The organism is Polaromonas sp. (assembly GCF_036676035.1).
Classification (GTDB): Bacteria; Pseudomonadota; Gammaproteobacteria; order Burkholderiales; family Burkholderiaceae_C; genus Polaromonas.
In genome coordinates this window covers 22,269-48,983 of record NZ_JAKFDR010000130.1, presented here as the reverse complement: position 1 = coordinate 48,983, position 26,715 = coordinate 22,269, and the positions used below count along the sequence as shown (strand labels likewise).

Here is a 26,715-nt window from a genome sequence, read left to right as displayed (position 1 = left end):
CGAGGGGCGCCAAGCCTGCGCGGCGGGGATTGGCTTTAGCCCGTCCCCTGGAGGCAAGCGAAGCGCGCAGGCCAGAAAGCAGGGAAGGCCCAAGGCGTCAGGGATCAAAGCCTAATGGGCGAGGCGCCCTAGCGGCTCGGGGCTGCGCCCAAGAGCCCGGCGGCATCCGCCGAGAGGTACAAGCCTTATTCGCTGCGCAGTAAATATTGCCAAAAAGCCGAATATTCGCTAGAATGCCATTATTTACTGAACAGTAAATAACCTCCACCCACCCATAATGCTTGAGTCCTCCATGACCGAACGGCAGTTGATCGTGCGGTTTCTTGAAGCCCTCCGGGAGTTGCCGGGGGTACACGCCGACCTGGATCAATGGGAACCTGCCGGCTCGACAGGCGACCGTGGGCATGACGCCCAGATCGACCTGCATGTGGGGGGTAAGTCCTTCATCTTGCTAATCGAAGCCAAGAAAGCCGTTTATCCACGAGACGTCCGTCAGGTGCTCTGGCGGTTCAGGGAGGCCAGTCATGGCCGACCTAAGGGGCAGGGCAAAGAGCCCCTGTCGCTCTTGGTCGCCGAGTCCATTTCTCCGGGAGCCAAGGAACTGCTCAGAGACGAGCGCGTCGGATACTACGACAGCGGCGGCAGCCTCTACTTGCCCGCACCGGGGGCTTATCTTTACATCGACAAGCCCCCGCCCAAGACCCTCGCGAAGTCGGTTCGCTCCCTGTTTTCGGGACGGCGCGCGCAAGTGCTTCACGCCTTGCTGGTCCAGCACCAGGACTGTCAGGACTGGTTTGGCGTCAAGGAGCTGGCGCAACAGGCGATGGTGTCCCCGGCCACCGCTTCGCAGGTGCTGACGGAGCTGGAACGTTTCGACTGGCTGGTGTCGCGCGGACAAGGTCCTAGCAAGGAGCGCCACCTTCGCGAGCCCGCAGCCTTACTGGATGCGTGGGTGAAGCAAATTGCATCAATTCGGCCCCCGAACCTGCGTCGCTATTACGTGCCCGCCACGAAGGCAGACACGTTGCTGGAACGGGTCGGCGAAGTCTTCGACGCCCATGATGCCGCTTACGCGATCAGTCACGAAGCAGCTGCGCAGCGATACGCGCCATTTCTCTCCAGCGTCTCGCAGGTGCGCACCCGGCTGCTGATCGGTTCAAACGCCGACGCCGCCATCGCCGACCTCGGCGCACGCGTCGTCAACGAAGGCGCCAACCTGGCAATCATCGAAGCGAAGTCGCCCGGTGAGTTGCTGTTCCGCGAACAAGTCGGCGGCATCTGGCTGGCCAGCCCGGTTCAGGTCTACCTCGACCTGCTGCGCGGCGAAGGCCGCTCCAAAGAAATGGCCGAGCATCTGCGCAAAGAAAGGATCGGCTTCTGATGGCCAAACCCGCAACCCTCGATGGCTACAGCGACCAGTACACCCTCGACTGCGAACGCGTCCTCGTGACGTTGCTGCGCGGGCTGGGTCCGTGGAAGGACTCGGTCTATCTGGTCGGTGGCCTCACGCCGAGATACCTGGTCGCCGCCCGGCCGCCGGTGGTTCCTGCGCATGCCGGCACCCTGGATGTCGATATCGTGATCGACCTGCAGATTCTGGCCGATACCGAGGCGTATCACACACTGGAGAACAACCTCAAAAAAATGGGCTTCGAGCGGGCCGAGAACGACAAAAAGCAGAAGCTCTCCTGGCGCTGGCAGACCCGCACCGAACACGGCGCGCTGATGGTGCTCGAACTGCTTGCCGACGCGCCGCACATCGCTGGCGGCAAGGTGCAGCCGTTGCCGACCGAAGGCACGATCTCGGCGCTGAACATTCCGCACTCGTCCATCGTTTTCGACCTCCACCAGGTCGCTGAGATCCAGGCGGAATTGCTTGGCGGCAATGGCGTGGCGACCGAGAAGATCAAGCACGCCAATCTAGTGAGCTTCACCTGCCTGAAGTCGTTCGCATTCGACCAGCGCTTCGAACGCAAGGACGCGCACGACCTGATCTATTGCATTGAACATGCGCCGGAAGGCCCAGACGCCGTCGCCGAAGCCTTCCGCAAGGAACGCGATGGCAAGCACGGCGCCGTCATTCAAGCTTCGCTGGCGATCCTGCGCGATCGCTTCGCACAGGACGACAAGACGGAGGGCTATCGCAAAGACGGCCCGGTGTCGGTGGCCAAGTTCGAGCTTGGCGACAGCGACGAACCCGAGCAGCGCGAGGCGAGGGCGTTACGGCAACGCCAGGCAGGTGACGTGATTGAACAACTCCTGAGACGAATCGGATAGGGGGCGGCGTGGCGATCAAAGCGATCTTCGTTGGCATCGATAAGCAAGCCATGGGAGGCAAATTGGATTCGAAGTCGTCCAGGCCAAGAAGCAGGGCGTTGTCTTCGGCCTCCTTTGCCATGCGGGCTTGGAACGCTGAGGGGGCGCGGCACCTGATCGTCTGGCAGATAGCAGGCGATGCCGTGGAGTTGTTCGGACAGCGGCAGCGCGGACGCAACACTTTATAAAAGCACTTAATAAATAATATGCAACGCAGAACTTTCATCACGGCCGCCCTGGGGCCTGTGATGGCCCCTACAGGAACCCTCATGACTTCTCTTGCCGACGCCGCCTCCCTGTCCCCGCTCCAGTCGCTGCCCAAAACCGACAGGATGCCGGTGCTTTTCGTCGGCCATGGCAGCCCCATGAACGCGATTGGCGACAACGAGTACCGCCGCAGCTGGCAGGTGCTGGGTGCGGAGTTTGGCGTCAAATGGCCCAAGCCGCAGCTCATTTTGTGCATTTCAGCCCATTGGCTGACCGAGGGCTGGTGGCTGACGGGCATGGCCCAGCCCAAAACCATTCATGACTTTGGCGGTTTCCCGCAGGAGCTGTTTGACCAGCAGTACCCCGCGCCCGGCGCGCCCGACGCCGCCCGCGAGATCAGCCAGGTCGTCAAGCAGCGGGCTTCCGCGCCGCTGGGGCTGGACATGAAGGCGTGGGGCCTGGACCACGGCACCTGGTCAGTGCTCAAACCCATGTTTCCCAAGGCCGATATTCCGGTGGTCCAGCTGAGCATGGACTACAGCCGTGCGCCCGAGGAGCACTACGCGCTGGCGCAGCAGCTCAAGGGCCTGCGCGAGCGCGGTGTGCTGATCGTGGGCAGTGGCAACATCGTGCACAACCTGCGCGCCACCCAGCGCGGTGCCGCGGCGAACCAGGCTTACGATTGGGCACTGGAGTTTGACCAGACCATTGGTGGCTACTTGCAGCAGGGCAACCTGGCTGCCTTGCAGAGCTTCCTGAAGCTCGGGCAGGTGGCCAAGATGGCGCACCCCACGCATGACCATTATTTGCCCTTGCTGTATGCCGCAGGCGCCGTCGGTGCCAGGGAGCCGCTGCGGTTTTTCAACACCAATTTTCAAAGTGCATCGATTTCGATGCGCTCGGTGGTTTGGGGCTAGGCCCGGCGGTTCAACCCAGGCAATTTGCTACTAATTTGATAGCTAATTACGCCCGTTTTTACTGGGCTACAGGCATTTTTCTTACAAGAAATACCGGAAATACACCCTGCAATTTTTTAAGGGTGTATTTCCAGCCAGCCCCAGCGAGCCCGGTAGTCCAGCGTCTTTTGCTCGAACAGCGGGCGGTGGTTGCACAGCGGGTTGGGGGCCAGAACCCCTTGGTACAACGCGTTCAGCCCGTTCGGTGCATAAAGCTCAATGCCTGAAGGCCCCTGGCTCAAACCGACGCAGGTGCAGCGCACCAGAAAACGGTCAATGCCCTCGCGCGAGCTGCGCAAGGCCGGGTAGGGGAAACCAAAATACGCTTCATACCAGGTGTGGACGCGGGCCTGGTTCTTCGCTTCGATCAGCACGCCGAGGTCGGCAAAGCAGGCCTGGACCCGCTCGTTGACCTGGGCTTCGGCCGCCTCTGGCAAGTCAGCGGCGTCGAAGTAGAACAGGTCGTAGTCCTTGATCTGCGCCTCGGGCAGCCGGCCTGAGCGCAGGTTCCAGACGGTCTGGAACAGGCAGCCCGCGACCAGCCAGGCGTCGGGCAGCTTCAGGGCCGGCAGGCGCTGCAGGATGGCGCGGTTGTGGCCGTTTTGCAGCGCGTCCCGAATGAACTGCGCTGGGGTGGCCGTGTCAGACGACCTTGGCAATCGAGGCGCAGACGTAGTCGATGTTTTTGCTGTTCAGCGCGGCCACGCACATGCGGCCGGTGTCGGTGCCGTAGACGCCAAACTCGTTGCGCAGGCGCACCATCTGGTCTTTGGAGAGGCCCGAGTAGCTGAACATGCCAATCTGCGTGGTGATGAAGCTCATGTCCTGCTTCACGCCGGCGGCCTTCAGGCCGTCGACCAGTTTCTGGCGCATAGCCTTGATGCGCACGCGCATCTCGCCCAGCTCCTGCTCCCACAGGGCGCGCAGTTCGGGGTTGCCCAGCACGGCAGCGACCACGGCCCCGCCATGGATGGGCGGGTTGGAGTAGTTGGTGCGGATCACGATCTTGAGCTGGCTCAGCACGCGGGCGGCTTCTTCCTTGTTCTCGCACAGCACGCTCAGGGCGCCCACGCGTTCGCCGTACAGGCTGAAGCTCTTGGAGAACGAAGTGGAGACAAAGAAATCCAGGCCGGCCGCCACAAATTTGCCGATGACGGCGCCGTCTTCGGCAATGCCGTGGCCAAAGCCCTGGTAGGCCATGTCGAGGAAGGCAACGAGGTCCTTGGCCTTGACGGCGGCGATCACCTGGTCCCACTGGGCGGGGGTGATGTCGTAGCCGGTCGGGTTGTGGCAGCAGGCGTGCAGCACGACGATGGTGCCGGGCGCGGCGGCGTTCAGGCTGGCCAGCATGCCCTCGAAGTTGACGCCGCGCTTGACCGCATCGTAGTAGGCGTAGCTGTCAACCGTGAAACCGGCTTCGGTGAACAGGGCGCGGTGGTTTTCCCAGCTCGGATCGCTGATCAGCACCTTGGCGTTGGGATTGAGGTGCCTGAGGAAGTCTGCGCCTATCTTCAGGCCACCGGTGCCGCCTATGCCCTGGACAGTGGCCACGCGGCCGGAGGTGACGGGTTCGCTGCCTTCGCCAAACACCAGGCCTTTGACAGCTGCGTCATAGGCGGGAATGCCGTCGATCGGCAGGTAGCCGCGTGCCGATGGCGTGGCCATCATGGTTTTTTCAGCGGCCTGCACGCAGGCAAGCAGGGGCAGTTTGCCGTTGTCGTCGAAGTACACGCCCACGCCCAGGTTGACCTTGTTCGGGTTGGTATCGGCGTTGAATTGCTCGTTGAGGCCCAGGATGGGATCGCGCGGGGCCATTTCGACAGCGGTAAACAAAGACATGAAAAAATCCTCAGAAAGTTAAGAAGCAATCAACGGGTAATGAACGGTACGGGCAATTAGCGGGACGGCCCCGGTTTTCTGACCGGGTTTTATGCTGACATTCAGCTGCCATTCAGGGTGTTTCGGGCCTGCAATCCCAAATTTCATCCGAATGTCGTATTCTGTCTGGTTGCCCTGAATTTTAACGGGCTCAGATTGAGGTTGTATGCCAGAAGTCACTGAAGTCATGACCGATTCGCCAGATTTATCCCGCCCCGGCGAATTCGTCAGTTTTCCCGATTCGCCTTTTCAGCTGTTCATGCCCTTCCCGCCGGCGGGCGACCAGCCCACGGCCATCGCCCAGCTGGTCGAGGGCGTCAACGACGGCGAGGTGTTCCAGACCCTGCTGGGCGTGACCGGTTCGGGCAAGACCTTCACCATGGCCAATGTGATTGCCCGGCTGGGGCGGCCCGCCATCGTGTTCGCGCCCAACAAGACGCTGGCGGCGCAGCTTTACAGCGAATTTCGCGAGTTTTTCCCGAAGAACGCGGTCGAGTACTTTGTCAGCTACTACGACTACTACCAGCCTGAGGCCTACGTGCCGCAGCGCGACCTGTTCATTGAAAAAGACTCGGCCATCAACGAGCACATCGAGCAGATGCGCCTGTCCTGCACCAAGAGCGTGATGGAGCGGCGCGACGTCGTCATCGTGGCCACGGTCTCCGCCATCTACGGTATCGGCCAGCCGGAGGCTTACCACCAGATGGTGATGACGCTGCGCGCCGGCGACAAAATGGGCCAGCGCGACGTGATTGCCCAGCTGATCCGCATGCAGTACCAGCGCAATGACCAGGATTTTTCACGCGGCAAGTTCCGCGTGCGGGGCGACACCATCGATGTGTTTCCGGCCGAGCACAGCGAGCTGGCGATCCGCATTGAGCTGTTCGACGACGAGATCGAGTCGCTGCAGCTGCTGGACCCGCTCACCGGGCGCATCCGCCAGAAAATTCCGCGTTTCACGGTCTACCCGCGCAGCCATTACGTCACGCCGCGCGACAAGGTCCTGACGGCGGTGGAAACCATCAAGCTGGAGCTGGCCGAGCGGCTCAAGGAACTGGTCGGCATGGGCAAGCTGGTCGAGGCGCAGCGGCTGGAGCAGCGCACCCGGTTCGACCTGGAAATGCTCAGCGAGGTGGGCCATTGCAAGGGCATTGAGAACTACACCCGGCACCTGAGCGGCGCGCAGCCGGGCTACCCGCCGGCGACCCTGTGCGACTACCTGCCCAAAGACGCCCTGATGTTCCTCGATGAGAGCCACGTCATGATCGGCCAGCTCAACGCCATGTACAACGGGGACCGTTCGCGCAAAACCACGCTGGTGGAGTATGGCTTTCGCCTGCCCAGCGCGCTGGACAACCGGCCGCTCAAGTTTGAAGAGTACGAAAGCAAGATGCGCCAGGCGGTTTTTGTCTCGGCCACGCCGGCGGCCTACGAGCAGGAACATGCCGGCCAGGTGGTCGAGCAGGTGGTGCGGCCCACCGGGCTGGTGGACCCGGAAGTCGAAGTGCGGCCGGCCACGCATCAGGTCGATGACGTCTTGCAGGAAATCCGCATCCGGGTGGAGAAAAACGAGCGCGTGCTGATCACCACGCTGACCAAGCGCATGGCCGAGCAGTTGACCGACTACCTGACCGACAACGGCGTCAAGGTCCGTTACTTGCACAGCGATGTCGACACGGTGGAGCGGGTCGAGATCTTGCGCGACCTGCGCCTGGGCACCTTTGACGTGCTGGTGGGCATCAATTTGCTGCGCGAGGGCCTGGACATTCCCGAGGTGTCGCTGGTGGCGATTCTCGATGCCGACAAGGAAGGCTTTTTGCGGGCCGAGCGCAGCCTGATCCAAACCATAGGCCGCGCGGCCCGAAACCTCAATGGCCGCGCCATTTTGTACGCCGACCGCATCACGGACTCGATGCAAAAGGCCATCAGCGAAACCGAGCGGCGCCGCAACAAGCAGATGGCCTTCAACCTGGCAAACGGCATCACGCCGCGCAGCGTGGTCAAGCGCATCAAGGACCTGATTGACGGGGTGTACAGCGAAAAATCAGGCAAAGAGGCCGAAAAGCTCGAGCTGCAGAAGGCGCTGGTGGAGGACATGAGCGAGAAAGACATCGCCCGTGAAATCAAGCGGCTGGAAAAACAGATGATCGAGCACGCCAAAAACCTGGAGTTTGAAAAGGCCGCCAATGTGCGCGATCAGCTGCACGTTCTCAAGGCGCAGGCTTTTGGGGCGCCGGGGACCGATAACGTACTTGTGATTGCGTCGGCCAGCCCCAAACTGGTTTAAGTCTCAGCCAGGGTAAACCCGTAATTTGTAAATTGAAGTGACGCCAAGCAAGGGAATGGTACTTTACAGGTCAAATGAAGACTGATAAGTATTTTTGTCCGAGTGGAACGTTTGGGCTTGTGTTATACTTGACTTAAACAGTCAACAACAAGACTAAAGACTCACAAAACAGCGATGAACGGGACGGCGCTTCATGTCCATGAGGTGCCGTCAAATGGGCGGAGACGGGGCCTTAGCGTGCAGATACAGGCGTGCGAGGTGTTTTAACGGTGAACAAGCCAACTAAAGGAGCTTGCTATGCGTCTCACGACTAAAGGCCGCTTTGCGGTCACTGCCATGATTGATCTGGCCCTGCGCCAGAACAAAGGCCCTGTAACTTTGGCTGCGATCAGCCAGCGCCAGCAAATCTCCCTGTCTTACCTCGAGCAGTTGTTTGGCAAATTGCGCCGTCACGAACTGGTCGAATCCACCCGAGGCCCTGGCGGCGGTTACACATTAGGTCGAAAAGCCACAGAAATTACCGTGGCCGACATCATTGTGTCGGTGGATGAGCCCATCGATGCAACGCAATGCGGCGGCAAGGAAAATTGCCAGGGCGAGGGCGGGCGCTGCATGACGCACGAGCTCTGGGCCTCCCTGAACAGCCGCATGGTGGAGTTTCTTGACTCCGTGACCCTGCAAAAACTGGTCGATGACCAACTGGCCAAGGGCGTCGTGGTTGAAAATACACCCCAGGTGAAAAAAGCGATCTTTACCGCGCCTGCGGTCAAGCCTATCCGTGTCAATGCACCGAACTCGGTGTTTGCCTTGGGTAACGTCTTTTCAAAGACCTGATTTTTCAAGGTCACATCAAAAGCCCCGAGCCTGAGTCACCGTCCCGGATGCTTAGTCATCGTCTTTTTATGCTGTCAGCCAGCCTGTGAAGTAAAGAGCTAGCCACTTATGGATACCCCACATTTCCCGATTTATATGGACTACAGCGCCACGAACCCGTGCGACCCGCGGGTGGTGGACGCCATGATTCCCTGGTTGCGCGAGCATTTCGGCAATCCCGCTTCGCGCAGCCATGCCTGGGGCTGGGAGGCCGAAGCCGCGGTCGAGAAAGCCCGCGGGCAAGTGGCGGACCTGATCGGGGCTGACCCGCGCGAAATCGTCTGGACCAGCGGCGCGACCGAGTCCAACAACCTGGCCATCAAAGGGGCCGCCCAGTTTTACAAAACCAAGGGCAAGCACATCATCACGGTCAAGACCGAGCACAAGGCCGTACTCGATACCTGCCGCGAACTGGAGCGCCAGGGCTTTGAGGTGACGTACATGGATGTGCAGACCGATGGCCTGCTCAATCTGGATGCGCTCAAGGCCACCATCCGCCCCGACACGATTCTGGTCAGCGTCATGTTTGTGAACAACGAAATTGGGGTGATCCAGGACATCCCGGCGATTGGCGCCCTGTGCCGCGAAAAAGGCATTATTTTCCATGTGGATGCCGCCCAGGCCACGGGCCGGGTGGATATCGACCTGGCCACGCTGCCCGTTGACCTGATGAGCCTGACCGCGCACAAGACCTACGGCCCCAAGGGTATTGGCGCCCTGTACGTGCGGCGCAAACCCCGTGTGCGGCTGGAAGCGCAAATGCACGGTGGCGGGCACGAGCGCGGCATGCGCTCCGGCACCCTGCCAACACACCAGTGCGTGGGCATGGGCGAGGCCTACCGCATTGCCAAGGCCGAGATGCACGAAGAAAACAAGCGCATCCAGGCCCTGCACGACCGCATGCTGAACGGTCTCAAGGACATCGAAGAGGTGTTCCTGAACGGGCACCCGGACAAGCGCGTGCCGCACAACCTGAACATGAGCTTCAATTTTGTCGAAGGCGAGTCGCTGATCATGGGCATCAAGGGGCTGGCCGTATCGAGCGGCTCGGCCTGTACCTCGGCCAGCCTGGAGCCCAGCTACGTGCTGCGCGCGCTGGGCCGCAGCGATGAACTGGCCCACAGCAGCCTGCGCATGACGATTGGCCGCTGGAGCACCGAAGAAGAGATCGATTACGCGGTCGCCGTCATCAAGGAAAACGTGGCCAAGCTGCGTGAGCTCTCGCCCTTGTGGGAGATGTTCAAGGATGGTGTCGACTTGTCCACCATCCAGTGGGCAGCGCATTGAAATGGAACACCCCCGAAGCAGCTTGCGTTGCCTCCCCCTCAAGAGGGCGACACCTGCGGCCCGGCAAAGCCGGTTCCACGCTGTCACTGGTAAAGACACGAATTTAACGGAAGGAATTGATCATGGCTTATTCTGAGAAAGTGGTAGATCACTATGAAAACCCCCGCAACGTCGGCTCGTTTGCAAAAGGCGACGACACCGTGGGCACCGGCATGGTCGGCGCCCCGGCCTGCGGTGACGTGATGAAGCTGCAAATCAAGGTCAACCCGCAAACCGGCGTGATTGAGGATGCACGCTTCAAGACGTATGGCTGCGGCTCGGCCATTGCGTCCAGCTCCCTCGTGACCGAGTGGGTCAAGGGCAAGACGCTGGACGAAGCGGCGAGCATCAAGAACAGCGCGATTGCCGAAGAACTCGCCCTGCCGCCCGTGAAAATCCACTGCTCCATCCTGGCCGAAGACGCCATCAAGGCTGCCGTGCTTGATTACAAGCAAAAGCACACGCATTGATTCATACGCACTAATTTCGAGCGATTCAAATGTCCGTTACCCTGACCGACGCTGCTGCCCGCCACGTGACCCGCTACATGCGCAAGCGGGGCAAGGGGGTGGGTGTGCGCCTGGGCGTCAAAACCACAGGCTGCTCCGGCCTGGCTTACAAGCTGGAGTACGCCGACGAAATCGCACCTGAGGACGTGGTCTTTGAAGACAACGGCGTCAAGGTGCTGGTCGACCCCAAAAGCATGGCCTACATCGATGGCACCCAGCTCGATTTCGTGCGCGAGGGCCTTAATGAAGGCTTCAAGTTCAACAACCCCAATGAGCGTGATCGTTGCGGTTGCGGAGAGAGCTTCCGAGTCTGAGCGCCCGGTATCCCGATGAAACCGCCAAACACGACCGTGCTGGCGGTTTTTTATTGAAAACGCATGAACCTGCAATCCAACGATTTCGAGCTGTTTAACCTGCCGGTGCGTTTTGCGCAGGACGGCAAGGCCATTGACGCCCGCTGGAAAGAGTTGCAGCGCGAGGCCCACCCCGACAAGTTTGCGGCGCAGGGTGCCGCCGCCCAGCGCGTGGCCATGCAGTGGTCGGTGCGCATCAACGAGGCTTACCAGCGGCTGCGGGATTTCCTGAAGCGGGCGACTTACCTGTGCGAGCTGCACGGCGCGCCCATCAATGCCGAGAGCAACACGGCCATGCCGGCGGACTTCCTGATGCAGCAAATGCAGTGGCGTGAAGCGCTGGAAGAGGCCCAAAGCCTCGAAGACCTGGAGGAAATAGCCGCCCAGTGCTTGCTGGCCAAGCGCAAGCAGCTATTAAAAATAGAGCACACGCTGGATGTGGACAAGGATTACCCGGCCGCGGCCCAGCAGGTGAGAAGCCTTATGTTCATTGAGCGTTTTGCCCACGAGATCGATGCCCGCATCGACCAGCTGGGACAATAAGGCATCACAAGACAACGCCATGGCACTACTGCAAATATCCGAACCCGGCCAGACGCCTGACCCGCACCAGCGGCGCATTGCGATCGGCATCGACCTGGGCACCACGCACTCGCTGGTGGCCAGCGTGCGCAACGGCGTGGCCGAGTGCCTGCCCGACGCCGAAGGCCGCGTCCTTTTGCCCAGCGTGGTGCGCTACCTGATCGACGCCCAGGGAGCCGGCAAGCGCCAGATCGGCTTTGACGCCCTGGCCGCGCAGGTGCAGGACCCGCAAAACACGGTCGCCTCGGTCAAGCGCCTGATGGGGCGCGGCATCCATGAGATTGGCAGCCGTGTTCAGCTGCCTTATGCGCTGCTCGACAAGCCCGGCATGGTCACGCTGGACACGGTGGCCGGCGAGAAGAGCCCGGTCGAGATCAGCGCCGAAATCCTGGCCACGCTGCGCTTTCGCGCGGAGGACACGTTTGACGATGAGGTGTACGGCGCCGTCATCACCGTTCCTGCCTACTTTGACGACGCCCAGCGTCAGGCCACCAAAGACGCCGCGCAGCTGGCCGGACTGAACGTCCTGCGCTTGATCAGCGAGCCCACCGCCGCCGCCATCGCTTATGGCCTGGACAACGCCAGTGAAGGCGTCTACGCCATTTACGACCTGGGCGGCGGCACCTTTGACATTTCCATCCTGCGCCTGACGCAGGGCGTGTTTGAGGTGGTGGCCACGGGCGGCGACTCCGCGCTCGGCGGCGACGACTACGACCGCGCGCTGGCCGACTGGGTGCTGGCCAGGGCCGGTTTGGCGCTAGCTCAGCTCACGCCGACCGACAAGGCCACTTTGCACAAGGCCACCCGGGCGGCCAAGGAAGCGCTGTCTGCTACGAATTCAGTAGCTGTTGACGCCCAATTGACGGGGGGCAGCATCAGTTTTGACATCAAGGCTGAAGACTTCGAGGCCGCCACGGCCGACCTGACCGGCCGCACCCTCGCCGCCGTGCGCAAGGCCTTGCGCGACGCCAGGCTGACCAAGGACGAGATCAAGGGCGTGGTGCTGGTCGGGGGGTCCACCCGCATGCCGCAGGTGCGCCAGGCGGTAGCCCACTTTTTTGGCCGCGAGCCGCTGGTCAACCTCAACCCTGACGAAGTGGTGGCGCTGGGCGCGGCCATTTCCGCCAACCAACTGGCCGGCAACCACACCGGCGACGACTTGCTGCTGCTCGATGTAATTCCCCTGTCGCTGGGCATTGAAACCATGGGCGGCCTGGTCGAACGCATCGTGCCGCGCAACCAGACCATTCCCACGGCCATGGCGCAGGACTTCACCACCTACCAGGACGGCCAGACCGCGCTGGCGCTGCATGTGGTGCAGGGCGAGCGCGATCTGGTGGCCGACTGCCGCAGCCTGGCCCGCTTCGAGCTGCGCGGCATCCCGCCCATGGCCGCCGGCGCGGCGCGCATCCGCGTGACCTTCACGGTGGACGCCGACGGCCTGCTCAGCGTCAGCGCCAAAGAGCAGCGCAGCGGGGTGGAAGCGCACATTGAAGTCAAGCCCTCTTATGGCCTGACCGATGACGAGATCGCCCGCATGCTGCAAGACAGCTTTTCCACGGCCCAGCAAGACATGCAGGCGCGTGCGCTGGCCGAGGCGCAGGTCGACGCCGACCGCCTGATCCTGGCCACCCAGAGCGCGCTGGCGGCGGACGCTGACCTGTTGACGCCCAACGCGCGGGCGAAGATTGACCACCTGATGGTTAGCCTTGGCCATGCCCGCCTGCATGGCGATGCTGCGGCCATTGAGGCCGCCAACCAGGCGCTGGCCAAAGGCACCGAAAGCTTTGCCGCCCAGCGCATGAACCGGGGCATTCAAAAAGCCCTGGCCGGCAAAAACATCGAGACGGTCTGACGCCAGGCCTATTCATCCACAGACTGCACGCCATGCCCATCATCAAGATCCTGCCCCATCCCGAGTACTGCCCCAACGGTGCGCAAGTCAGCGCACCGGCCGGCACCTCGATCTGCGAGGCAATGCTCGACAACCACATCAACATCGAGCACGCCTGCGACATGAGCTGTGCCTGCACCACCTGTCACGTGATCGTGCGGGAGGGCTTCAAGTCGCTCAACGAGCTGGATGAGAACGAAGAAGACCTGCTGGACCGCGCCTGGGGCCTGGAGCCCAATTCGCGCCTGAGCTGCCAGGCTTTCCTGGCGCAGACCGACGTGACCGTGGAGATACCCAAGTACTCCATCAACTACGCCAAAGAAGAGCACTGATTTGCGCCCTGGCCTGCAGTCCCGGGCGGTAAGCCCGTTGGACGCTGCCTGAAGTTCAGCGACCGGACGTTCCGGGCCAATCATTGGCAGCGTAAGAAATTACCGGCGGATTGCACCAGCACCGGGACCCATAGGACCGGCAGGACCACCAGGGCCCATAGGACCAGCCGCAGGGCTCATAGGGCCAGCTCCAGGACCCCCAGCGCCAGGACTCATGCCAGGAAGAATGCCGCCCATGACGTTGCCAATGCCAGGAAAACCGCCGCCCAGGAAATCGGGGACGGGATTTGCAGTTGCCTGGCTGCGGGCCGGACTGCCTTCAAAGTCGCCGGTGACGATCACGTTGTTGCCGTCACGCAGCACCTTGCCGCCGGTTTTTCCATCGGTGCCGATGGTGATCGATTTGGCAGGCAGGCCCGGAAAAATGAGTTTGTATTTTCCGGCGGGCAGCCCGGTGAATTGGTAAGCCCCAGTCTTGTCAGTCTTGGTGGTGATTTTTACGCCTTCAGGGTCACCCTCAAGTCCAACCCCTACGCCTGGGATGGGGTCTCCAGGGCCCGCGATGCCCGGGGGATTGTTCGCGGGGTTGACGGGAGCGACCGTTGCGGTGAATGTCACCGGTTGCCCGAATGCGGTCGGAATTGGGTCGGCTGCTTTGCTTGGGGCATCATTCACGGGGTTGACGGTGATGCTGGGCATTAACTGGAGCGTGGCACCGGAGCTGACAATCGTTGCGGGTTTTACATCCCCATTGATATCAGCTGGAGGGGGAGGGGCGCGGTTTCCCCAGCGATCAAAGATGCCCGGTGCGGTATCTCCGCTTTCCGGATGGGGAGCAGTTCCTCGGGTTGTTGACACGGGCCTTGCGCCCCCGTCACCCTTTGCAATTCCCGCTTTTTTGTTGGAACGTGTAGCGTTGACAGGAGCGCTTGGCAGTACATCGTCCGGCGCCGACTCGCCCGTTTTTAACGAACGATGGGGGCCGGTGCCGTGGCTGACCTTTTTAGGGGCGTGACCTGTGCTTAGTTCGTCACGACCATCCCCATCGACATCCCCGACCTCGACACGGATTCCTCTATCTGTCGGTTTTGGGCTTTCATTGTCCGTGATCTTGCGGCTGGGGCGGGGGTTCACAGGGTAGTCGACGCCGGGAATGGGGTCGCCCACTATGCCAGGAGCTGTTTCATCCTCGACCAGCGCCCCAGGCCTTCCAATCCTTCTCCTGGTTGTCGACACATTGCCCGTGGCCTTGATGTTGCTGCCTTCGGCGGCGACGCCCTGAGGCCCGTCGGGCGCTGCGTCGTCAACGACTGCTTTGCCAGGCCGTTTTATGTTGGAACGGGTGGTGACGATGGCACTTGGCAGGTCCGGTACAACACCGACCTGCCCGTTGAAGGTGATCGATGCCTTGCCACCGTCGCTGCTCAATACGCCGCTGATGCTGCGATTTGCGCCGACGTTGATCGTCTGCACGCGCTGGCCGCCGACAAAAAGGTCATAGTTTCCCGGTGCCAGCTCTTTGAATTGATACGCCCCGTCCGATCTCGTCGGGGCGGTGATGCCATGGATAGGGGGTTTGCATCCAAGGCACTTAACGACGATGTCGATGCCGGGAATGGGCTCACCGATTGCCAGCGCCGCCGCGCCCGGCAACACCAAAGCCAGCCCCAGGAGGAGAGCGCGTGCTGCGGGCGAGAACCCGGTTTTTTTACCTGAGGTAAATACAGTGCCGCTATCGGGATAGTTCATTGCGATGCTCCTTGTTTGCCGGGTCGATGTCATTGAACGCGGATGACTCGGAAAGAAATTATTGCGGCCTCATCGCTGCGCTGCCTGCGCCAGTGCCGGTCGTGGAAAGCGGGCCGGAGCCGGGGGCTTGCTGCTGAGTGAAGCCGCCGCCGAAGGCCTGGCTGCCCGAGCCGCTGCCGCTGAGTGGGGAGCCAAAGCCGCCGGCCAGGCTGCTGGCGCTGCCCGCGCCGCCGCCGGGGCCCATGCCGGTGCCGCTTCCGAAGCCGATAAGCGGGTTGGGTGCGGCTTGCCCCGCTGCTACGGCGCTGCCGGCGGCCTGGGTGGGCCCAGCTTGAGCTGCCGCAGTGACTGGGGTGATGGCGATGAAGGCGCATGCCGCTGTAGAAATTGCAAGTTTGATGTTCATTTCAATGAGCTTTCAGTGGGGTTGAACCGCTATGCAGGTGTTAGCTAATGTGGGGCTGTCAATAACTGAAGTTCAGGCCAAGCGACACAGTATGGTTGGTGTAGGCTGTTCCGGCAACGTTGGAATCATTGCGCCCATAGGCATAGCCGCCGTTCAGGTACCAGTTTTTCGCTAGCTGTTGTGAGACGTCGGCGAACAGCGTTTGCGTGGTGGCACTGAAAGGCGTGGCACTTTTGAAATCACGCGTCGCGTGGCTGTAGCCGAAGTTGACGAAGGTTTCCTTGCGCGGCAGGTAGCCCAGATTCACGCCGTACGTTTTACCGGTATAGCTGAAAGTGGCGAGATTGGCTTTGCTGTCCTCGTAGTCGGCAACCCCCTTGACCCAGAGCGTCGGGCTCAATTGGTTCTTGATTTCAAGGGTTGCGCCGAAGCCGTCGGAATCGCGATCGGTCTGCTTGGTGTCGCGGTTAAAACCGCGACCCGTGACCTGGCCAGACCAGGTGGGGGAAAGCTGCTGGTAGAGCCCCGCGCTCGCCAGCAGCATGGAACTGTCGAGGTTGTTGAATTTGTTGAAGGCGGAAGAATGCGCGCCAACCTGACCGATGAAATAGCGGGTTTGCGCGGCGTCGAGCGGCGTGAAGTACACCGCGGAAGCGCTCAGGGTCAGGTAGTTGTCGCTGAGCTGATTCGCCTTGGTCGGTGTATCGGGTGAGCCATTGACGTTGTTGTCATGGGACAGCCTGGCACCCGCATTGAAGGTGACATCGGCTTGAGCCGGGCCAGCCAGAGCAGCCAAAACTGAGGCGCAGACGAAAGCGGGGACTAAATTAAATCGCATTGACGTGTCCGTTCTTTTTATGGTTCGAGCTTCTTGCGAAACGCCCGGATTGAGCGGGATGAACCGCCGATGGGGTAGGGATGGACAGCCATTGCTGGCAGGATGGAGGCTTCAAAGACTTCGTCGGCGCCCGAAATGCATAGTACGCAACTTGCAGGAATGCTGCAACAATTTGTAGTAAATTCTTCTGCATGGGTTGATGGGCTGAACTGAGATCGAAAGCGGGTCGCTGACGCCCAGGCTTGGGAGAGTGCTTCATGCGTTGGAATGCGCGGAAGGTGGCGGTGCCGGAAGCACACCCCGTCGTGACGAAGCAACGCGGCCGTCCGCGCCCACCCGACGAGGCACGACCCGGAGTGATAATCTTGCCTATGCGCCAAATCGTTCTAGACACTGAAACCACCGGTCTTTCCGCTGAAAACGGCGACCGCATCATCGAAATCGGCTGCGTCGAGCTGATGGGCCGCAAGCTCACTGGCAACAACAAGCACTTTTACCTCAATCCCGAGCGCGACAGCCATGAAGACGCGCTCAAGGTGCACGGCATCAGCAACGAGTTTTTGCGCGACAAGCCCAAGTTTGCGGCCATCGCCGACGAACTGCTGGACTACCTGCAGGGCGCGGAAATCATCATCCACAACGCGCCGTTTGACGTCAGCTTTCTGAACAAGGAGCTCGAACTCATAGGCAAGCCCCCCATCAAGGACTGCGTGGCCAGGGTCACCGACAGCCTGATGATGGCCAAGGAGATGTTTCCGGGCAAACGCAACTCGCTCGATGCCCTGTGCGACCGCCTGGACGTGGACAACTCCGGCCGGACCCTGCACGGCGCCCTGCTGGATGCGGAGCTGCTGGCCGATGTCTACATCAACCTCACGCGCGGGCAAAACAGCCTGGTGATGGACCTTGGCGGCAGCACGCAGGAGGGCGGCAGCATGCCCGCCATCGACCTGAGCACCTTTGACCTGCCGCTGCTGCTGGCCAATGAGCAGGAAGTCAAAGACCACGAAAAACTTCTGGGCGATATTGACAAGGCCAGCAAGGGAAAAACTGTTTGGCGAACAGTAGCCGCAATTCCTGCCTAAAACAGCATATAATCTGAGGCTGACCAATAGGGCGGTTAGCTCAGGGGTAGAGCACTGCATTCACACTGCAGGGGTCGGAGGTTCGAAGCCTCCACCGCCCACCAGAATAAAAATATAAAAAGGCCAAGTCTTCTGACTTGGCCTTTTTTCGTTTGGGTGTGGTTGATTTGGCAGCAAATCGATTCATGCTGACGGCTGCAGCAACTCGTCATAGCCGCGCCCCTTGAACTCCAGCAAGTCCAGTCCGTGGCCAAACGGGTCGGCCAGGCCGGCGATGCGTCCCCAGGCTCGCTCGGTCGCCGGCGCTTCCAGGACCGCGCCAAAACCTTGCAGCCGGGCCACCGCGGCGTCCAGATCCGGCACGACAAAGTCCAGGTGCACCGGGGTCCAGTGGCGCTGGTAGTTGCGGGTGCTGCCTTTGGCCGGCACGCTGCCCGAGGCCTCGAGCAGCAGGTCTATCGGGCTGCCCGCGCCCAGCACTTCGACCCAGTCGTCCCCCAAGCGACGGCCCACCTGCAGGCCCAGTCCCTGCGTGTAAAAGACGACGGCACGCGCCATATCGTCAACATCAATGCAGATTCGCAGCTCCATAGGGCTTCCTTGAGTGTGCTTGCTCAAAATGGTAGCGCAGCCTGAGACAATTGGGGCATGAGCGATGAAATGCAAAACAACCCGACCCATCAAACCCCAGCGCCCGACTGGCTGGAGGTGGAGTCCCTCGACATCGAGGCGCAAGGGATTGCGCACCGGCCTGACGGCAAGGTGGTGTTTATTGAAGGGGCCTTGCCGCTTGAGCAGGTCACGGCCCATGTTTTCCGCAAGAAAAGCAGTTTTGAAAAAGCCGTGCTGACCAGCATTGGCCGGGAGTCGTCGCAGCGCGTGCAGCCAGCCTGCCCGCACTTCGGCCTGCACCAGGGGGCGTGCGGCGGCTGCAAGATGCAGCACCTGCATGTAGGGGCCCAGGTGGCCGTCAAGCAGCGCGTGCTGGAAGACAACCTCTGGCATCTGGGCAAGGTCAAGGCCGAGAGCCTGTTGCGGCCCATCGAAGGCCCGGCCTGGAACTACCGCTACCGGGCGCGCCTGTCGGTGCGTTTTGTGCGCAAAAAAGGCACGGTGCTGGTGGGTTTTCACGAGCGCAAGAGCAGCTATGTGGCCGACATGACCGAGTGCCATGTGCTGCCCAGGCATGTGAGCGACATGCTGGTGCCGCTGCGCGCCCTGATTGCCAGCATGGACGCCAAGGAATCCTTGCCGCAGATCGAGCTGGCCTGCGGCGACGACGTGACGGCCATGGTGCTGCGCCACATGGAGCCGCTGAGCCCTGGCGACCTCGCCAAACTGCGGGCCTTTGCGGCGATTCATCCCGGGCTGCAATGGTGGCTGCAGTCGGGCGGCCCGGATACCGTCAAGCTGCTCGATGAAGACGTGCCGCTGCTAAGCTACAGCCTGCCCGAGTTTGGCGTCACCATGCCGTTCAAGCCCACCGACTTCACGCAGGTCAACCCGCACATCAACCAGGTGCTGGTCTCGCGCGCACTGCGCCTGCTCGACGTGCAGCCGCACGAGCGCGTGATCGACTGGTTTTGCGGCCTGGGCAATTTCACGCTGCCGCTGGCGACCCGGGCGCGCGAAGTGCTGGGCGTTGAGGGCAGTGAGGCGCTGGTCGCCCGTTCCCGTGAAAACCTGGAGAGAAACAAGGTGTCAGTCGGCACAGGACATGCGCTGGCAGCTACCAGATTTGTAGCAAGAAACCTGTTCGAAATGACACCGGCCCTGCTCACACAGGACGGCGTGGCCGACAAGTGGCTGGTGGACCCGCCGCGCGAGGGGGCGTTTGAACTGGCCAAGGCCCTGGCCGCACTGCACCAGCAGCGCGTGACCGGCGTGCCCTGCGATGACGCGGGGCAGCAGCAAAGCGTGGTGCTGGGCGACTGGAAACCGCCCCAGCGCATCGTGTACGTGAGCTGCAACCCGGCGACGCTGGCGCGCGATGCCGGCCTGCTGGTCCATCAGGCCGGCTACCGCTGCACGGCCGCCGGCGTGGTCAACATGTTCCCGCACACCGCGCACGTCGAAAGCATTGCTGTATTTGATCGGGCATGAAAAAAGGGACCGCGAGGTCCCTTTTTGATTGAAGCGCCTGGCCGCCCTGGGCGCAGGGCTTAGTCGTTGTCGCCACCCCAAATACCCAGCAGGGCCAGCAGCGCCTGGAACACGTTGAAGAGGTCCAGGTACAGCGCCAGCGTGGCACTGATGTAGTTGGTTTCACCGCCATCGAGAATCTGCTTGAGGTCATACAGCATGTAGGCGCTGAAAATGCCGATGACCGCCACCGAAATGGCCATCATGCCGGCCGTGGAGCCGACGAACACATTGATGACGCTGCCGACCAGCACGACCATGGCGCCGACAAACAGCCATTTGCCCATGCCGGAAATGTCGCGCTTGATCACGCTGGCCAGGCTGGCCATCACGAAAAACACGCCGGCCGTGCCGCCCATGGCGGTCATGATCAGCTCGGAGCCGTTCTTGAAGCCCAGGATCATGCCGATCATGCGTGACAGCATCAGGCCCATGAAGAAGGTAAAGCCCAGCAGCACCGGCACGCCGGCCGCCGAGTTTTTGGTTTTCTCGATGGCGAAGATGAAGCCGAAGGCACCGCCGAGGAACACGATCAGGCCCAGTCCGCCGCCCAGCGAGCGGGTGATACCGGTGGCCACGCCCAGCCAGGCGCCCAGCACGGTGGGCAGCAGGCTCAGGGCCAGCAGCCAGTAGGTGTTACGCAAAACCTTGTTGCGCTGCGCGGCCGATACCGCATAGCCATGGTCAAGGGTTTGAACTTGTTCATTCATGAGAGTCATCTCCATAGGCGCCTGCAAATGCAGACCCCATCATTTTAGGGTGACTGTTCGCGTTTTCAAGGAAAGTTTGCGCTCTGCTGTCTCCTTTTTGTGAGGACTCTTTCAGCCAATAAACCGGCAATCAGCACTCTAAACCACCCCAAATTTGCGTATGCTTGGCATCTTTGCCAATCATTTTTTGAGAACACCATGAAATCAAAACCAGTCCTTGAACTCGCTGACGTCAAACTCATTGCTGCGGCTGCGGAGGCCGAGGCTCTGAAAAACAACTGGGCCGTCACCATTGCCATCGTCGATGACGGTGGCCATCTGCTGCACCTGCAGCGCATGGACGGCGTTGCCGCCATTTCGGCGCACATCGCGCCCGCCAAGGCCAACACGGCCGCCATGGGCCGCCGCGAAAGCAAGGTCTATGAAGACAACATCAACGGCGGCCGCACCTCGTTCCTCAGTGCGCCCTACCTGCACGGCATGCTTGAAGGCGGCGTGCCCATTCTCAAAGACGGCCAGTGCCTGGGCGCGGTGGGGGTGAGCGGTGTCAAATCCAATGAAGACGCACAGATTGCACGTGCCGGCATTGCCGCCATCGGGCTGTTATCTGCTGCGAGCTGAGCCGGCTGCCATTTAGCTATCAATTTGATAGCTTCTTGCGCAGATTCTGAAAGGGGAGGGCCCTGATTCGATGCAAAAAAGCCGACCTGAGGTCGGCTTTTTTGATGGGCGGTTGAAAAGAAAAGGGGTGAAAAAAAGCCTGGCTAAACGACCTGAAGCAGGTCCGTGGCTGGCTAAAACGACCTTGAGACTTGTTGCACAAGTCCCGGATCGCCCCACGATGAAACTATGAAATCGATGCCGTGCTGCTGCGCCTACTTGGTCAGAATCAGCTTGCCCAGGCGCGTGGCCTGCAGCCGGTAGACGGCGCCGTTATGGGTAATCTCGACCGCTTTCTGCCCACGCAGCAGGTCGGTGCTGTTCACGGAAAAAGGCGTGGCGTTGACCACGTCCATGTCTTGCTGGCTGGCCGCCGACCTGGCGGGTAGATGTAGCGTGGCGGGAGCCAGGGGGGCTGAGGGCAGGGCTAAAGACATGGTGATGGCTGCTTCTTGAGTGTCAGTTATTAAATGATAATCATTCTCAATTAAAAGTCAAGCGCAGCCGGCTATATTTTTTGGGAGAACCCGGCTGGCAATTGCTGCCGTGATCAGACCATCAGTGCTGCGGCTCCGTGATGAAGCCGATTTTTCGCAGGCCCGCCTGCTGCGCCGCTGCCATGGCTTGGGCCACGCGTTCGTAGCGCACCGTCTTGTCGCCGCGAATGTGCAGATCGGGCTGCGGCTCGCGTGCCGCCACCGCCTGCAGCCGGGCCGGCAGATCCTTGTCTTCAATCCGTGCCTCGTCGAGGAAGTAGGCGCCCTGGGCGTCCACGCTCAGGCGCACGGTTTCCGGCTTGGTGTTTTGTGCCTCGTTGGTCGCGCGCGGCAGGTCGATGTTGACCGAATGTTTCATCACGGGCACGGTGATGATGAAGATGATGAGCAGCACCAGCATCACGTCGACCAGCGGCGTCATGTTGATCTCGTTCATCACGTCATCGCTGTCGTCTTGGGTTCCAAAGGCCATGGTGTTTTTCTCAGGCCTTCTTCATCGGCACGACATTGGCCGGGCCCGCGGCGCTGACGCGGGCGCCGGTGACAAAGTAGGCGTGCAGGTCATGCGCAAAGCGGTTGAGCTTTTGCAGCACGCCCTTGTTGCCGCGCACCAGCGCGTTGTAGCCCAGCACCGCCGGAATGGCCACGGCCAGGCCCAGCGCCGTCATGATCAGGGACTCGCCAATCGGGCCGGCCACCTTGTCAATGGTGGCCTGGCCGGCTGCGCCAATCGACAGCAGCGCGTGGTAAATGCCCCAGACCGTGCCGAACAGGCCGACAAACGGTGCGGTGGAGCCTACCGATGCGAGGATGGCCAGGCCCGACTGCAGCTTGCCGGTGAACTCGTCGATGGTGTTGCGCAGGCAGCGCGTGACCCAGTCGCTCACGTCCAGCGCGTCGTGCAGGTGGGCCTTGGTGTTGCGGTGGTGGGCCGTGGCCTCACGGCCTTCGAGGGCCAGCTGGCGAAAGGGGTTGGACGGGTCCGAGCCCAGCTTTGTCAGTCCGGCGGCAAAGTCTTCGCTGTGCCAGAAGTCTTCGGCGGCCCTGGCGATTTTCTTGTACCTGAACAGGTCCAGCGTCTTGATGATGATAACCATCCACGAGGCCAGCGACATCACCAGCAGCAGCAGGGCCACGGACTTGGTGACGATATCGCCCTGGCTCCAGACGTTGGCAAGGCCGAATTGGGAATTCATGAATTCAATACTCCACGGTTTTCAAAAAACTTATTCAAGAACGAAATTGATCGGCACGTTGAAGGACATGGCCTCCGGGACGCCGTTGCGTTTGCCGGGTGTGAAGCGCCACTTCATGATGGCGTCATAGGCTGCTTTGTCGAGCCGTTCAAAGCCGCTGGACTTGACCAGCTTGGCGCTGACGGGGCGACCATCCACGCCAATCAATACGCTGTGAATGACCTGGCCTTGCTCACCTAGTTTCCAACTGCGGTTTGGATAAGCTGGTTTCGGGTTTTGCAGGTAGTCGGCATCGCTGGACGGCAGCTGCACCGCAGCCGGGGCTGCGGGGGCCGCCGCGACGGCGGCTGGCGCGGCCGGGGGTTGGGGGGCGGCCACGGTCGTGGCCGCATTCGGCGCGGGGCTGGTATCCGCAACGGCCATCAACTGGGGTGTGGGCAGGATGGGGGCCGGGGCTCTGGCGACGGCTTTTTTCACCGGCACGGGTGGTGTTGGTGGCGCAGGAGGGACGGGCTCGGCTTTGGCCGTGGGTGGATTGACGATCTCCGAAAGGATGATCGCCGGCACCATCATTTCAGCGGCGCGCATCAGCAAGCCGCTTTGCAGGGCCCAGAGCAGCAGTACGTGCAATGCGACGACCACCGAGGCAATGACGGCGTTGCGGTTGACGGGTAGGCTTAGCGGGCTTGAAAGGGCGGGAGCGTTCATCAGGGATGTAGTTTAGGGTGCCGGTGCACGCAGGGGCCGCCGGTTTTACCGGGCCGGTGGGCTGGCCAGCCGGCTAGCGGCGAAATATCCACCAGGCCGAACCCAGCACCAGCAGCAGGCTGCCGGGCAATGCGGCTAAAAAGTGGGTGACGTCCATGAGCTGCCTTCCAGGGGTTGGTTGGCGAGCTTGATGTGCGCTGTGGGGCAACTGGCGCTGCATTGGGCCACGACGTCGCGGGCGCAGCTTTCACACTGGCCGCATTGGGTGGCAACACCCAGCTCGAACTGGATCTCGTCAAAGCCCAGGCCGGCACGGGCGTGGCGGGCGATTTCGCGGTCGGAGATGCGGCGGCAGACACAGACAATCATGGCGTGGCTTGCTGGTTAATGAATGGGTGTGAGCAGGTGGTTCAATCAGTGTCGAATTATAAATGCGAATCTATCGCATTTGCAATTAAAAAATCCAGCTTTACTCGGGGTTTGCCGCTTGAGGCTGGAGGGAGGTGATTGAAACCAGCCATACTCCGCGTCAAATATGCGTTGTAAGCTATAAATTTAATAGCAAATTCCCCGCCTCTCAGAGGGCGTCCAGTCCTCAAACCCCCCATTAACCAGTGAACTTCCAGGGTTAAACATCGGCCCACTTATGGCGTAAAAGCCATGCCTTGGACCGTCCGGAAAAAAACAACGGGGCCCTTGAGGCCCCGTGCTTGGGTGCGCCAGATTCTGGCTCTGGCGCTGTTTGCGTTTTGCAGTTCAGCTCAACTCGCCCATCTGGCTTTGCAGGTAGTTCTGCACGCCCACTTTGGCCACCAGCTCGATCTGGGTTTCCAGAAAGTCGATGTGCTCTTCGGTGTCGTCCAGAATGCCCTGCAGCAGGTCGCGTGACACGTAATCGCGCACGGACTCGCAATGCGCAATACCATCCTTGATCGTGGCCTGCGCGCCTTGCTCTGCCTTGAGGTCGCATTTCAGGGCTTCCAGCACGTCTTCGCCGATCATCAGCTTGCCCAGGTCCTGCAGATTCGGTAGGCCGTCAAGCATGAAAATGCGGTCCATCAGCTTGTCGGCATGCTTCATTTCGCCGATGGATTCTTCGTATTCCTTCTTGGCCAGCTTGTCCAGACCCCAATGCTTGTACATGCGGTAGTGCAGGAAGTACTGGTTGATGGCCGTCAGTTCGTTCTTGAGCTGGGCCTGCAGGTGCTTGATGACTTTGGCGTCGCCTTTCATGGGGAACTCCTTTTGGTTTTTTTGAATGCCTGATTGTCCGCAGGCCGGCCGCATTGGGCAAGCAAAAAACCATAACCCTTCACGCGTGTTCTGAGAGCGAATGGGAGTGATAGGCGTTCTTGTTTGCAGAGGGGTTGCCGCACCCGGCCGCGCCCATCAAGGTGAGCGGGCCATGTCGCGTTGTGTTGTGTTGGGCCGGCTCAGGCCGTCACCGGGGCCGACGTGCGGATCAGGTGATCAAAGGCGCTGAGCGCTGCCTTGGCGCCATCGCCGGCCGCAATGATGATCTGCTTGAACGGCACTGTCGTCGCATCGCCGGCCGCAAACACGCCAGGCACCGAAGTCTGTCCCCTGGCATCGACCACAATCTCGCCGTGCCTGGACAACTCGACCGTACCCTTGAGCCAGTCGGTGTTGGGCACCAGGCCGATCTGCACAAAAACGCCTTCGAGCTCAACCTTGTGCAGCGCACCGCTGGCGCGATCCTTGTAGACCAGGCCGTTGACGGTCTGGTCGCCGGTGATTTCAGTGGTTTGCGCGTTGGTAAACACCGTCACATTCTTCAGGCTGGTGAGCTTGCGCTGCAGCACCGCGTCGGCACGCAGCGCGGTGTCGAACTCGATCGACCCGGCCAAGCTCCATGTCGGCGTGAAGTACGAGACCGCCGTCTGGGATGTGCGGCTGGATGCCGTCCGCCACTCCGCCAAGAAACGTGATGACGTGCATGTGGTGCAGTCGCAGGGCGTGAACTACCGGCCGCTGAAGGAGGAGCACAAGTGCGTCAACTGCGTGCTGGCCTGGCACCGTAACGCCGAGACCACCGGCGGTGGAGGCCTTCCTCGCATGTCGCGTTCCTCGAACAGCTTGTAGCACCTGAGGGCGCGTTGCGCAGGTCTCCAAACGGAGACTGCGCAAGCGTCGGTTCCGGATCACACTGCCGAACACCGCCATTCAACAACCATGAGGCGGCTCATCTGGAATCCCGGCTGGAACCTGAAACTCATGAGCGGTACTTGTTCAAAAATCATCACAGGCGTGCTCTTGCTCGCCCATCTCTGGGTGCCGCTGCCGGCCCATGCCGGACTGCTGGATGCCTTGCTTTCGCCCACGTATACCGAGTTCAGGAAATTGGTCGACGCCGGGGACAAGGAGGCCGCTGCCTTGTTCCTGGCTCGCGAAGCGGACTACTTCAAAAGGCTCGAAGGAGACAAGCGCGCCTATGTCGATGCGTTTCGCCAGACCTATTTTCTCGATCGGCTGACCGCATTCGTAGCGGCCGAGCGCGATACGGAAGCGCTTGCCCTGCTCAGCGCTCAGATCGAGCGCTTCCGTACGGGAGATGGGTTTTCGATGAAGGCGTCACGTCTTTTGATACAAATTCTCGCTCCTTGCGCATTGCAAGACCCTGGCGCAAAGCGCATGTTGGCGCAATTCCAGGAGGACCTCCAGAGGAACGAAACGTTCTGTTCCCAACGACCCGCCGGGGCTTGCAAAGAATGGGGTGGCTGGGAAGCGGAGAATCAGGCCTGGTTTCGATTGTTTGAGCGCGAAGCGCAGGCCGCAATCTCCAACCCCGGCGGATATTCCGCTGACCTTGATGGTCAAGACGCTCGGCAAGCGCGCCAAAGTGGCAGCATGTCTGAATCTCGCCAGTCTGCGTCGGTGGGTGCCGACACTGCCGCTTGCGAAGCGGCAATCCAGAAGTCGGAACGTGAGGTTGCAGCCGTCAGCGCACGTCCCCTGCAGGGCGCCCTGGCGAGTCAGCAACGGGTCATGTGGCTCACCCGACATCACAAGGCGGCAATCGATGCCAACTGTCCGGCCAGCGGCAAATACGCCACCATGCACCTGGAATTGCAACAAGCTTACGACAGTGCTGCCGCGGGCTGTCGCCAACTCAAGTCCGGCGGCGGAGAGTGCACGCCGGAACGGAATTGAGTGCTGCGCTCTGGAGGCGTAAACGCTTGAGCACATCAGC

The 26,715-nt window shown here is 61.1% G+C and carries 29 protein-coding genes, 1 tRNA gene and 1 pseudogene; 17 read left to right on the top strand and 14 right to left on the bottom strand.

The features are described 5' to 3' along the window. Positions 1-292 precede the first annotated feature (292 nt). The 3 genes from V6M61_RS20715 (at position 293) to ygiD (ending at position 3,440) form a co-directional block, all read left to right on the top strand. Positions 293-1,381 carry a hypothetical protein gene (locus V6M61_RS20715; protein WP_332778497.1) on the top strand — a complete coding sequence of 363 codons (1,089 nt, stop codon included), beginning with the start codon at positions 293-295 and terminating at the stop codon, positions 1,379-1,381. Continuing rightward, on the top strand, positions 1,381-2,277 hold the full coding sequence (locus V6M61_RS20710) for an antitoxin (protein ID WP_332778496.1): 897 nt from the start codon (positions 1,381-1,383) through the stop codon (positions 2,275-2,277). Before V6M61_RS20715 ends, V6M61_RS20710 begins: the two co-directional genes overlap by 1 nt. Before the next feature lie 308 nt (positions 2,278-2,585). Further along, positions 2,586-3,440 carry a 4,5-DOPA dioxygenase extradiol gene (gene ygiD / locus V6M61_RS20705; protein ID WP_332778495.1) on the top strand — a complete coding sequence of 285 codons (855 nt, stop codon included), beginning with the start codon at positions 2,586-2,588 and terminating at the stop codon, positions 3,438-3,440. Positions 3,441-3,556: 116 nt separating this feature from the next. Here the strand turns inward: ygiD and V6M61_RS20700 are convergent, their stop codons facing one another. Both V6M61_RS20700 and V6M61_RS20695 read right to left on the bottom strand, forming a co-directional pair. After that, complete coding sequence (locus tag V6M61_RS20700; protein ID WP_332778494.1) at positions 3,557-4,138, bottom strand: nucleotidyltransferase family protein; 582 nt, start codon at positions 4,136-4,138, stop codon at positions 3,557-3,559. Next, on the bottom strand, positions 4,122-5,318 hold the full coding sequence (locus V6M61_RS20695; RefSeq protein ID WP_332778493.1) for an amino acid aminotransferase: 1,197 nt from the start codon (positions 5,316-5,318) through the stop codon (positions 4,122-4,124). Before V6M61_RS20695 ends, V6M61_RS20700 begins: the two co-directional genes overlap by 17 nt. A 205-nt stretch (positions 5,319-5,523) precedes the next feature. On the opposite strand from V6M61_RS20695, the gene uvrB reads away from it, so the two are divergent. The 8 genes from uvrB to fdx all read left to right on the top strand — a co-directional run bounded on the left by uvrB (position 5,524) and on the right by fdx (position 13,513). Next, positions 5,524-7,644 carry an excinuclease ABC subunit UvrB gene (uvrB, locus tag V6M61_RS20690; protein ID WP_332778492.1) on the top strand — a complete coding sequence of 707 codons (2,121 nt, stop codon included), beginning with the start codon at positions 5,524-5,526 and terminating at the stop codon, positions 7,642-7,644. A gap of 297 nt (positions 7,645-7,941) precedes the next feature. Next, complete coding sequence (gene iscR / locus V6M61_RS20685) at positions 7,942-8,478, top strand: Fe-S cluster assembly transcriptional regulator IscR (protein ID WP_332778491.1); 537 nt, start codon at positions 7,942-7,944, stop codon at positions 8,476-8,478. Positions 8,479-8,586: 108 nt separating this feature from the next. Next, positions 8,587-9,804 (top strand): IscS subfamily cysteine desulfurase, encoded by a 1,218-nt coding sequence (locus tag V6M61_RS20680; RefSeq protein ID WP_332778490.1) that lies wholly within the window; start codon positions 8,587-8,589, stop codon positions 9,802-9,804. 122 nt (positions 9,805-9,926) lie between these two features. Beyond that, on the top strand, positions 9,927-10,313 hold the full coding sequence (iscU, locus tag V6M61_RS20675; RefSeq protein ID WP_332778489.1) for a Fe-S cluster assembly scaffold IscU: 387 nt from the start codon (positions 9,927-9,929) through the stop codon (positions 10,311-10,313). Between the two features lie 29 nt (positions 10,314-10,342). Then, positions 10,343-10,666: an iron-sulfur cluster assembly protein IscA gene (gene iscA, locus V6M61_RS20670; protein ID WP_332778488.1), complete on the top strand. Its 324-nt coding sequence runs from the start codon at positions 10,343-10,345 to the stop codon at positions 10,664-10,666. A 63-nt stretch (positions 10,667-10,729) separates the two neighbouring features. Further along, positions 10,730-11,248 carry a Fe-S protein assembly co-chaperone HscB gene (gene hscB, locus V6M61_RS20665; protein ID WP_332778487.1) on the top strand — a complete coding sequence of 173 codons (519 nt, stop codon included), beginning with the start codon at positions 10,730-10,732 and terminating at the stop codon, positions 11,246-11,248. Positions 11,249-11,267: 19 nt separating this feature from the next. Next, on the top strand, positions 11,268-13,142 hold the full coding sequence (hscA, locus tag V6M61_RS20660) for a Fe-S protein assembly chaperone HscA (protein ID WP_332778486.1): 1,875 nt from the start codon (positions 11,268-11,270) through the stop codon (positions 13,140-13,142). Between the two features lie 32 nt (positions 13,143-13,174). Then, positions 13,175-13,513, top strand: a complete 339-nt coding sequence (gene fdx, locus V6M61_RS20655; protein WP_332778485.1) for an ISC system 2Fe-2S type ferredoxin — start codon at positions 13,175-13,177, stop codon at positions 13,511-13,513. Positions 13,514-13,612: 99 nt separating this feature from the next. On the opposite strand, the gene V6M61_RS20650 is transcribed toward fdx, so the two are convergent. From V6M61_RS20650 to V6M61_RS20640, 3 genes are read right to left on the bottom strand one after another with little or no spacing between them, the layout of a single operon-like run. Further along, a complete protein-coding gene (locus tag V6M61_RS20650; protein WP_332778484.1) occupies positions 13,613-15,262 on the bottom strand; it encodes an SdrD B-like domain-containing protein in 1,650 nt (549 codons plus the stop codon). 58 nt (positions 15,263-15,320) lie between these two features. Beyond that, positions 15,321-15,668 (bottom strand): hypothetical protein, encoded by a 348-nt coding sequence (locus tag V6M61_RS20645; RefSeq protein WP_332778483.1) that lies wholly within the window; start codon positions 15,666-15,668, stop codon positions 15,321-15,323. A gap of 58 nt (positions 15,669-15,726) precedes the next feature. Beyond that, positions 15,727-16,506 carry a DUF2860 family protein gene (locus V6M61_RS20640; RefSeq protein ID WP_332778482.1) on the bottom strand — a complete coding sequence of 260 codons (780 nt, stop codon included), beginning with the start codon at positions 16,504-16,506 and terminating at the stop codon, positions 15,727-15,729. A gap of 371 nt (positions 16,507-16,877) precedes the next feature. Here V6M61_RS20640 and dnaQ point away from each other — a divergent pair, with 371 nt between their 5' ends. After that, the gene (gene dnaQ, locus V6M61_RS20635) at positions 16,878-17,591 is read left to right on the top strand and encodes a DNA polymerase III subunit epsilon (RefSeq protein WP_332778505.1); all 714 of its coding nucleotides are present in this window, start codon (positions 16,878-16,880) and stop codon (positions 17,589-17,591) included. Between the two features lie 29 nt (positions 17,592-17,620). Continuing rightward, positions 17,621-17,695 (top strand) — tRNA-Val (locus V6M61_RS20630). Positions 17,696-17,774: 79 nt separating this feature from the next. On the opposite strand, the gene V6M61_RS20625 is transcribed toward V6M61_RS20630, so the two are convergent. Continuing rightward, a complete protein-coding gene (locus V6M61_RS20625; RefSeq protein WP_332778481.1) occupies positions 17,775-18,182 on the bottom strand; it encodes a VOC family protein in 408 nt (135 codons plus the stop codon). Between the two features lie 57 nt (positions 18,183-18,239). On the opposite strand from V6M61_RS20625, the gene rlmD reads away from it, so the two are divergent. Further along, on the top strand, positions 18,240-19,694 hold the full coding sequence (rlmD, locus tag V6M61_RS20620; RefSeq protein WP_332778480.1) for a 23S rRNA (uracil(1939)-C(5))-methyltransferase RlmD: 1,455 nt from the start codon (positions 18,240-18,242) through the stop codon (positions 19,692-19,694). A 59-nt stretch (positions 19,695-19,753) separates the two neighbouring features. Here rlmD and V6M61_RS20615 read toward each other — a convergent pair whose 3' ends face one another. Next, entirely contained in the window at positions 19,754-20,443 is a 690-nt protein-coding gene (locus V6M61_RS20615; protein ID WP_332778479.1) for a Bax inhibitor-1/YccA family protein, read from the bottom strand. Between the two features lie 198 nt (positions 20,444-20,641). Here V6M61_RS20615 and V6M61_RS20610 point away from each other — a divergent pair, with 198 nt between their 5' ends. Beyond that, entirely contained in the window at positions 20,642-21,064 is a 423-nt protein-coding gene (locus V6M61_RS20610; protein WP_332778478.1) for a GlcG/HbpS family heme-binding protein, read from the top strand. Positions 21,065-21,318: 254 nt separating this feature from the next. Here the strand turns inward: V6M61_RS20610 and hemP are convergent, their stop codons facing one another. From hemP to V6M61_RS20575, 7 genes and pseudogenes are all read right to left on the bottom strand, one after another. Continuing rightward, on the bottom strand, positions 21,319-21,540 hold the full coding sequence (hemP, locus tag V6M61_RS20605; protein ID WP_332778477.1) for a hemin uptake protein HemP: 222 nt from the start codon (positions 21,538-21,540) through the stop codon (positions 21,319-21,321). A 121-nt stretch (positions 21,541-21,661) separates the two neighbouring features. Next, entirely contained in the window at positions 21,662-22,072 is a 411-nt protein-coding gene (locus V6M61_RS20600; protein ID WP_332778476.1) for an ExbD/TolR family protein, read from the bottom strand. Positions 22,073-22,082: 10 nt separating this feature from the next. Next, positions 22,083-22,796 carry a MotA/TolQ/ExbB proton channel family protein gene (locus tag V6M61_RS20595; RefSeq protein WP_332778475.1) on the bottom strand — a complete coding sequence of 238 codons (714 nt, stop codon included), beginning with the start codon at positions 22,794-22,796 and terminating at the stop codon, positions 22,083-22,085. Between the two features lie 30 nt (positions 22,797-22,826). After that, on the bottom strand, positions 22,827-23,504 hold the full coding sequence (locus V6M61_RS20590; RefSeq protein ID WP_332778474.1) for an energy transducer TonB: 678 nt from the start codon (positions 23,502-23,504) through the stop codon (positions 22,827-22,829). Between the two features lie 135 nt (positions 23,505-23,639). Further along, on the bottom strand, positions 23,640-23,873 hold the full coding sequence (locus V6M61_RS20585) for a (2Fe-2S)-binding protein (RefSeq protein WP_332778473.1): 234 nt from the start codon (positions 23,871-23,873) through the stop codon (positions 23,640-23,642). A 387-nt stretch (positions 23,874-24,260) separates the two neighbouring features. Further along, complete coding sequence (gene bfr / locus V6M61_RS20580; protein ID WP_332778472.1) at positions 24,261-24,737, bottom strand: bacterioferritin; 477 nt, start codon at positions 24,735-24,737, stop codon at positions 24,261-24,263. Between the two features lie 200 nt (positions 24,738-24,937). Next, positions 24,938-25,360: pseudogene (locus V6M61_RS20575) on the bottom strand (FAD-dependent oxidoreductase); the annotation flags it as partial. On the opposite strand from V6M61_RS20575, the gene V6M61_RS20570 reads away from it, so the two are divergent. After that, positions 25,347-25,607 (top strand): hypothetical protein, encoded by a 261-nt coding sequence (locus V6M61_RS20570; protein WP_332778471.1) that lies wholly within the window; start codon positions 25,347-25,349, stop codon positions 25,605-25,607. The pseudogene V6M61_RS20575 and the gene V6M61_RS20570 overlap by 14 nt on opposite strands. A gap of 90 nt (positions 25,608-25,697) precedes the next feature. Next, the gene (locus V6M61_RS20565; protein WP_332778470.1) at positions 25,698-26,675 is read left to right on the top strand and encodes a hypothetical protein; all 978 of its coding nucleotides are present in this window, start codon (positions 25,698-25,700) and stop codon (positions 26,673-26,675) included. Positions 26,676-26,715: the final 40 nt, after the last annotated feature.

Excerpts from the sequence above, each read along its gene's own strand:
- V6M61_RS20715 (WP_332778497.1), top strand. The coding sequence starts at position 293 with ATGACCGAACGGCAGTTGATCGTGCGGTTTCTTGAAGCCCTCCGGGAG.
- V6M61_RS20710 (WP_332778496.1), top strand. The coding sequence starts at position 1,381 with ATGGCCAAACCCGCAACCCTCGATGGCTACAGCGACCAGTACACCCTC.
- ygiD (WP_332778495.1), top strand. The coding sequence starts at position 2,586 with ATGACTTCTCTTGCCGACGCCGCCTCCCTGTCCCCGCTCCAGTCGCTG.
- V6M61_RS20695 (WP_332778493.1), bottom strand. The coding sequence starts at position 5,318 with ATGTCTTTGTTTACCGCTGTCGAAATGGCCCCGCGCGATCCCATCCTG.
- uvrB (WP_332778492.1), top strand. The coding sequence starts at position 5,524 with ATGCCAGAAGTCACTGAAGTCATGACCGATTCGCCAGATTTATCCCGC.
- iscR (WP_332778491.1), top strand. The coding sequence starts at position 7,942 with ATGCGTCTCACGACTAAAGGCCGCTTTGCGGTCACTGCCATGATTGAT.
- V6M61_RS20680 (WP_332778490.1), top strand. The coding sequence starts at position 8,587 with ATGGATACCCCACATTTCCCGATTTATATGGACTACAGCGCCACGAAC.
- iscU (WP_332778489.1), top strand. The coding sequence starts at position 9,927 with ATGGCTTATTCTGAGAAAGTGGTAGATCACTATGAAAACCCCCGCAAC.
- iscA (WP_332778488.1), top strand. The coding sequence starts at position 10,343 with ATGTCCGTTACCCTGACCGACGCTGCTGCCCGCCACGTGACCCGCTAC.
- hscB (WP_332778487.1), top strand. The coding sequence starts at position 10,730 with ATGAACCTGCAATCCAACGATTTCGAGCTGTTTAACCTGCCGGTGCGT.
- hscA (WP_332778486.1), top strand. The coding sequence starts at position 11,268 with ATGGCACTACTGCAAATATCCGAACCCGGCCAGACGCCTGACCCGCAC.
- fdx (WP_332778485.1), top strand. The coding sequence starts at position 13,175 with ATGCCCATCATCAAGATCCTGCCCCATCCCGAGTACTGCCCCAACGGT.
- V6M61_RS20650 (WP_332778484.1), bottom strand. The coding sequence starts at position 15,262 with ATGAACTATCCCGATAGCGGCACTGTATTTACCTCAGGTAAAAAAACC.
- V6M61_RS20645 (WP_332778483.1), bottom strand. The coding sequence starts at position 15,668 with ATGAACATCAAACTTGCAATTTCTACAGCGGCATGCGCCTTCATCGCC.
- V6M61_RS20640 (WP_332778482.1), bottom strand. The coding sequence starts at position 16,506 with ATGCGATTTAATTTAGTCCCCGCTTTCGTCTGCGCCTCAGTTTTGGCT.
- dnaQ (WP_332778505.1), top strand. The coding sequence starts at position 16,878 with ATGCGCCAAATCGTTCTAGACACTGAAACCACCGGTCTTTCCGCTGAA.
- V6M61_RS20625 (WP_332778481.1), bottom strand. The coding sequence starts at position 18,182 with ATGGAGCTGCGAATCTGCATTGATGTTGACGATATGGCGCGTGCCGTC.
- rlmD (WP_332778480.1), top strand. The coding sequence starts at position 18,240 with ATGAGCGATGAAATGCAAAACAACCCGACCCATCAAACCCCAGCGCCC.
- V6M61_RS20615 (WP_332778479.1), bottom strand. The coding sequence starts at position 20,443 with ATGAATGAACAAGTTCAAACCCTTGACCATGGCTATGCGGTATCGGCC.
- V6M61_RS20610 (WP_332778478.1), top strand. The coding sequence starts at position 20,642 with ATGAAATCAAAACCAGTCCTTGAACTCGCTGACGTCAAACTCATTGCT.
- hemP (WP_332778477.1), bottom strand. The coding sequence starts at position 21,540 with ATGTCTTTAGCCCTGCCCTCAGCCCCCCTGGCTCCCGCCACGCTACAT.
- V6M61_RS20600 (WP_332778476.1), bottom strand. The coding sequence starts at position 22,072 with ATGGCCTTTGGAACCCAAGACGACAGCGATGACGTGATGAACGAGATC.
- V6M61_RS20595 (WP_332778475.1), bottom strand. The coding sequence starts at position 22,796 with ATGAATTCCCAATTCGGCCTTGCCAACGTCTGGAGCCAGGGCGATATC.
- V6M61_RS20590 (WP_332778474.1), bottom strand. The coding sequence starts at position 23,504 with ATGAACGCTCCCGCCCTTTCAAGCCCGCTAAGCCTACCCGTCAACCGC.
- V6M61_RS20585 (WP_332778473.1), bottom strand. The coding sequence starts at position 23,873 with ATGATTGTCTGTGTCTGCCGCCGCATCTCCGACCGCGAAATCGCCCGC.
- bfr (WP_332778472.1), bottom strand. The coding sequence starts at position 24,737 with ATGAAAGGCGACGCCAAAGTCATCAAGCACCTGCAGGCCCAGCTCAAG.
- V6M61_RS20565 (WP_332778470.1), top strand. The coding sequence starts at position 25,698 with ATGAGGCGGCTCATCTGGAATCCCGGCTGGAACCTGAAACTCATGAGC.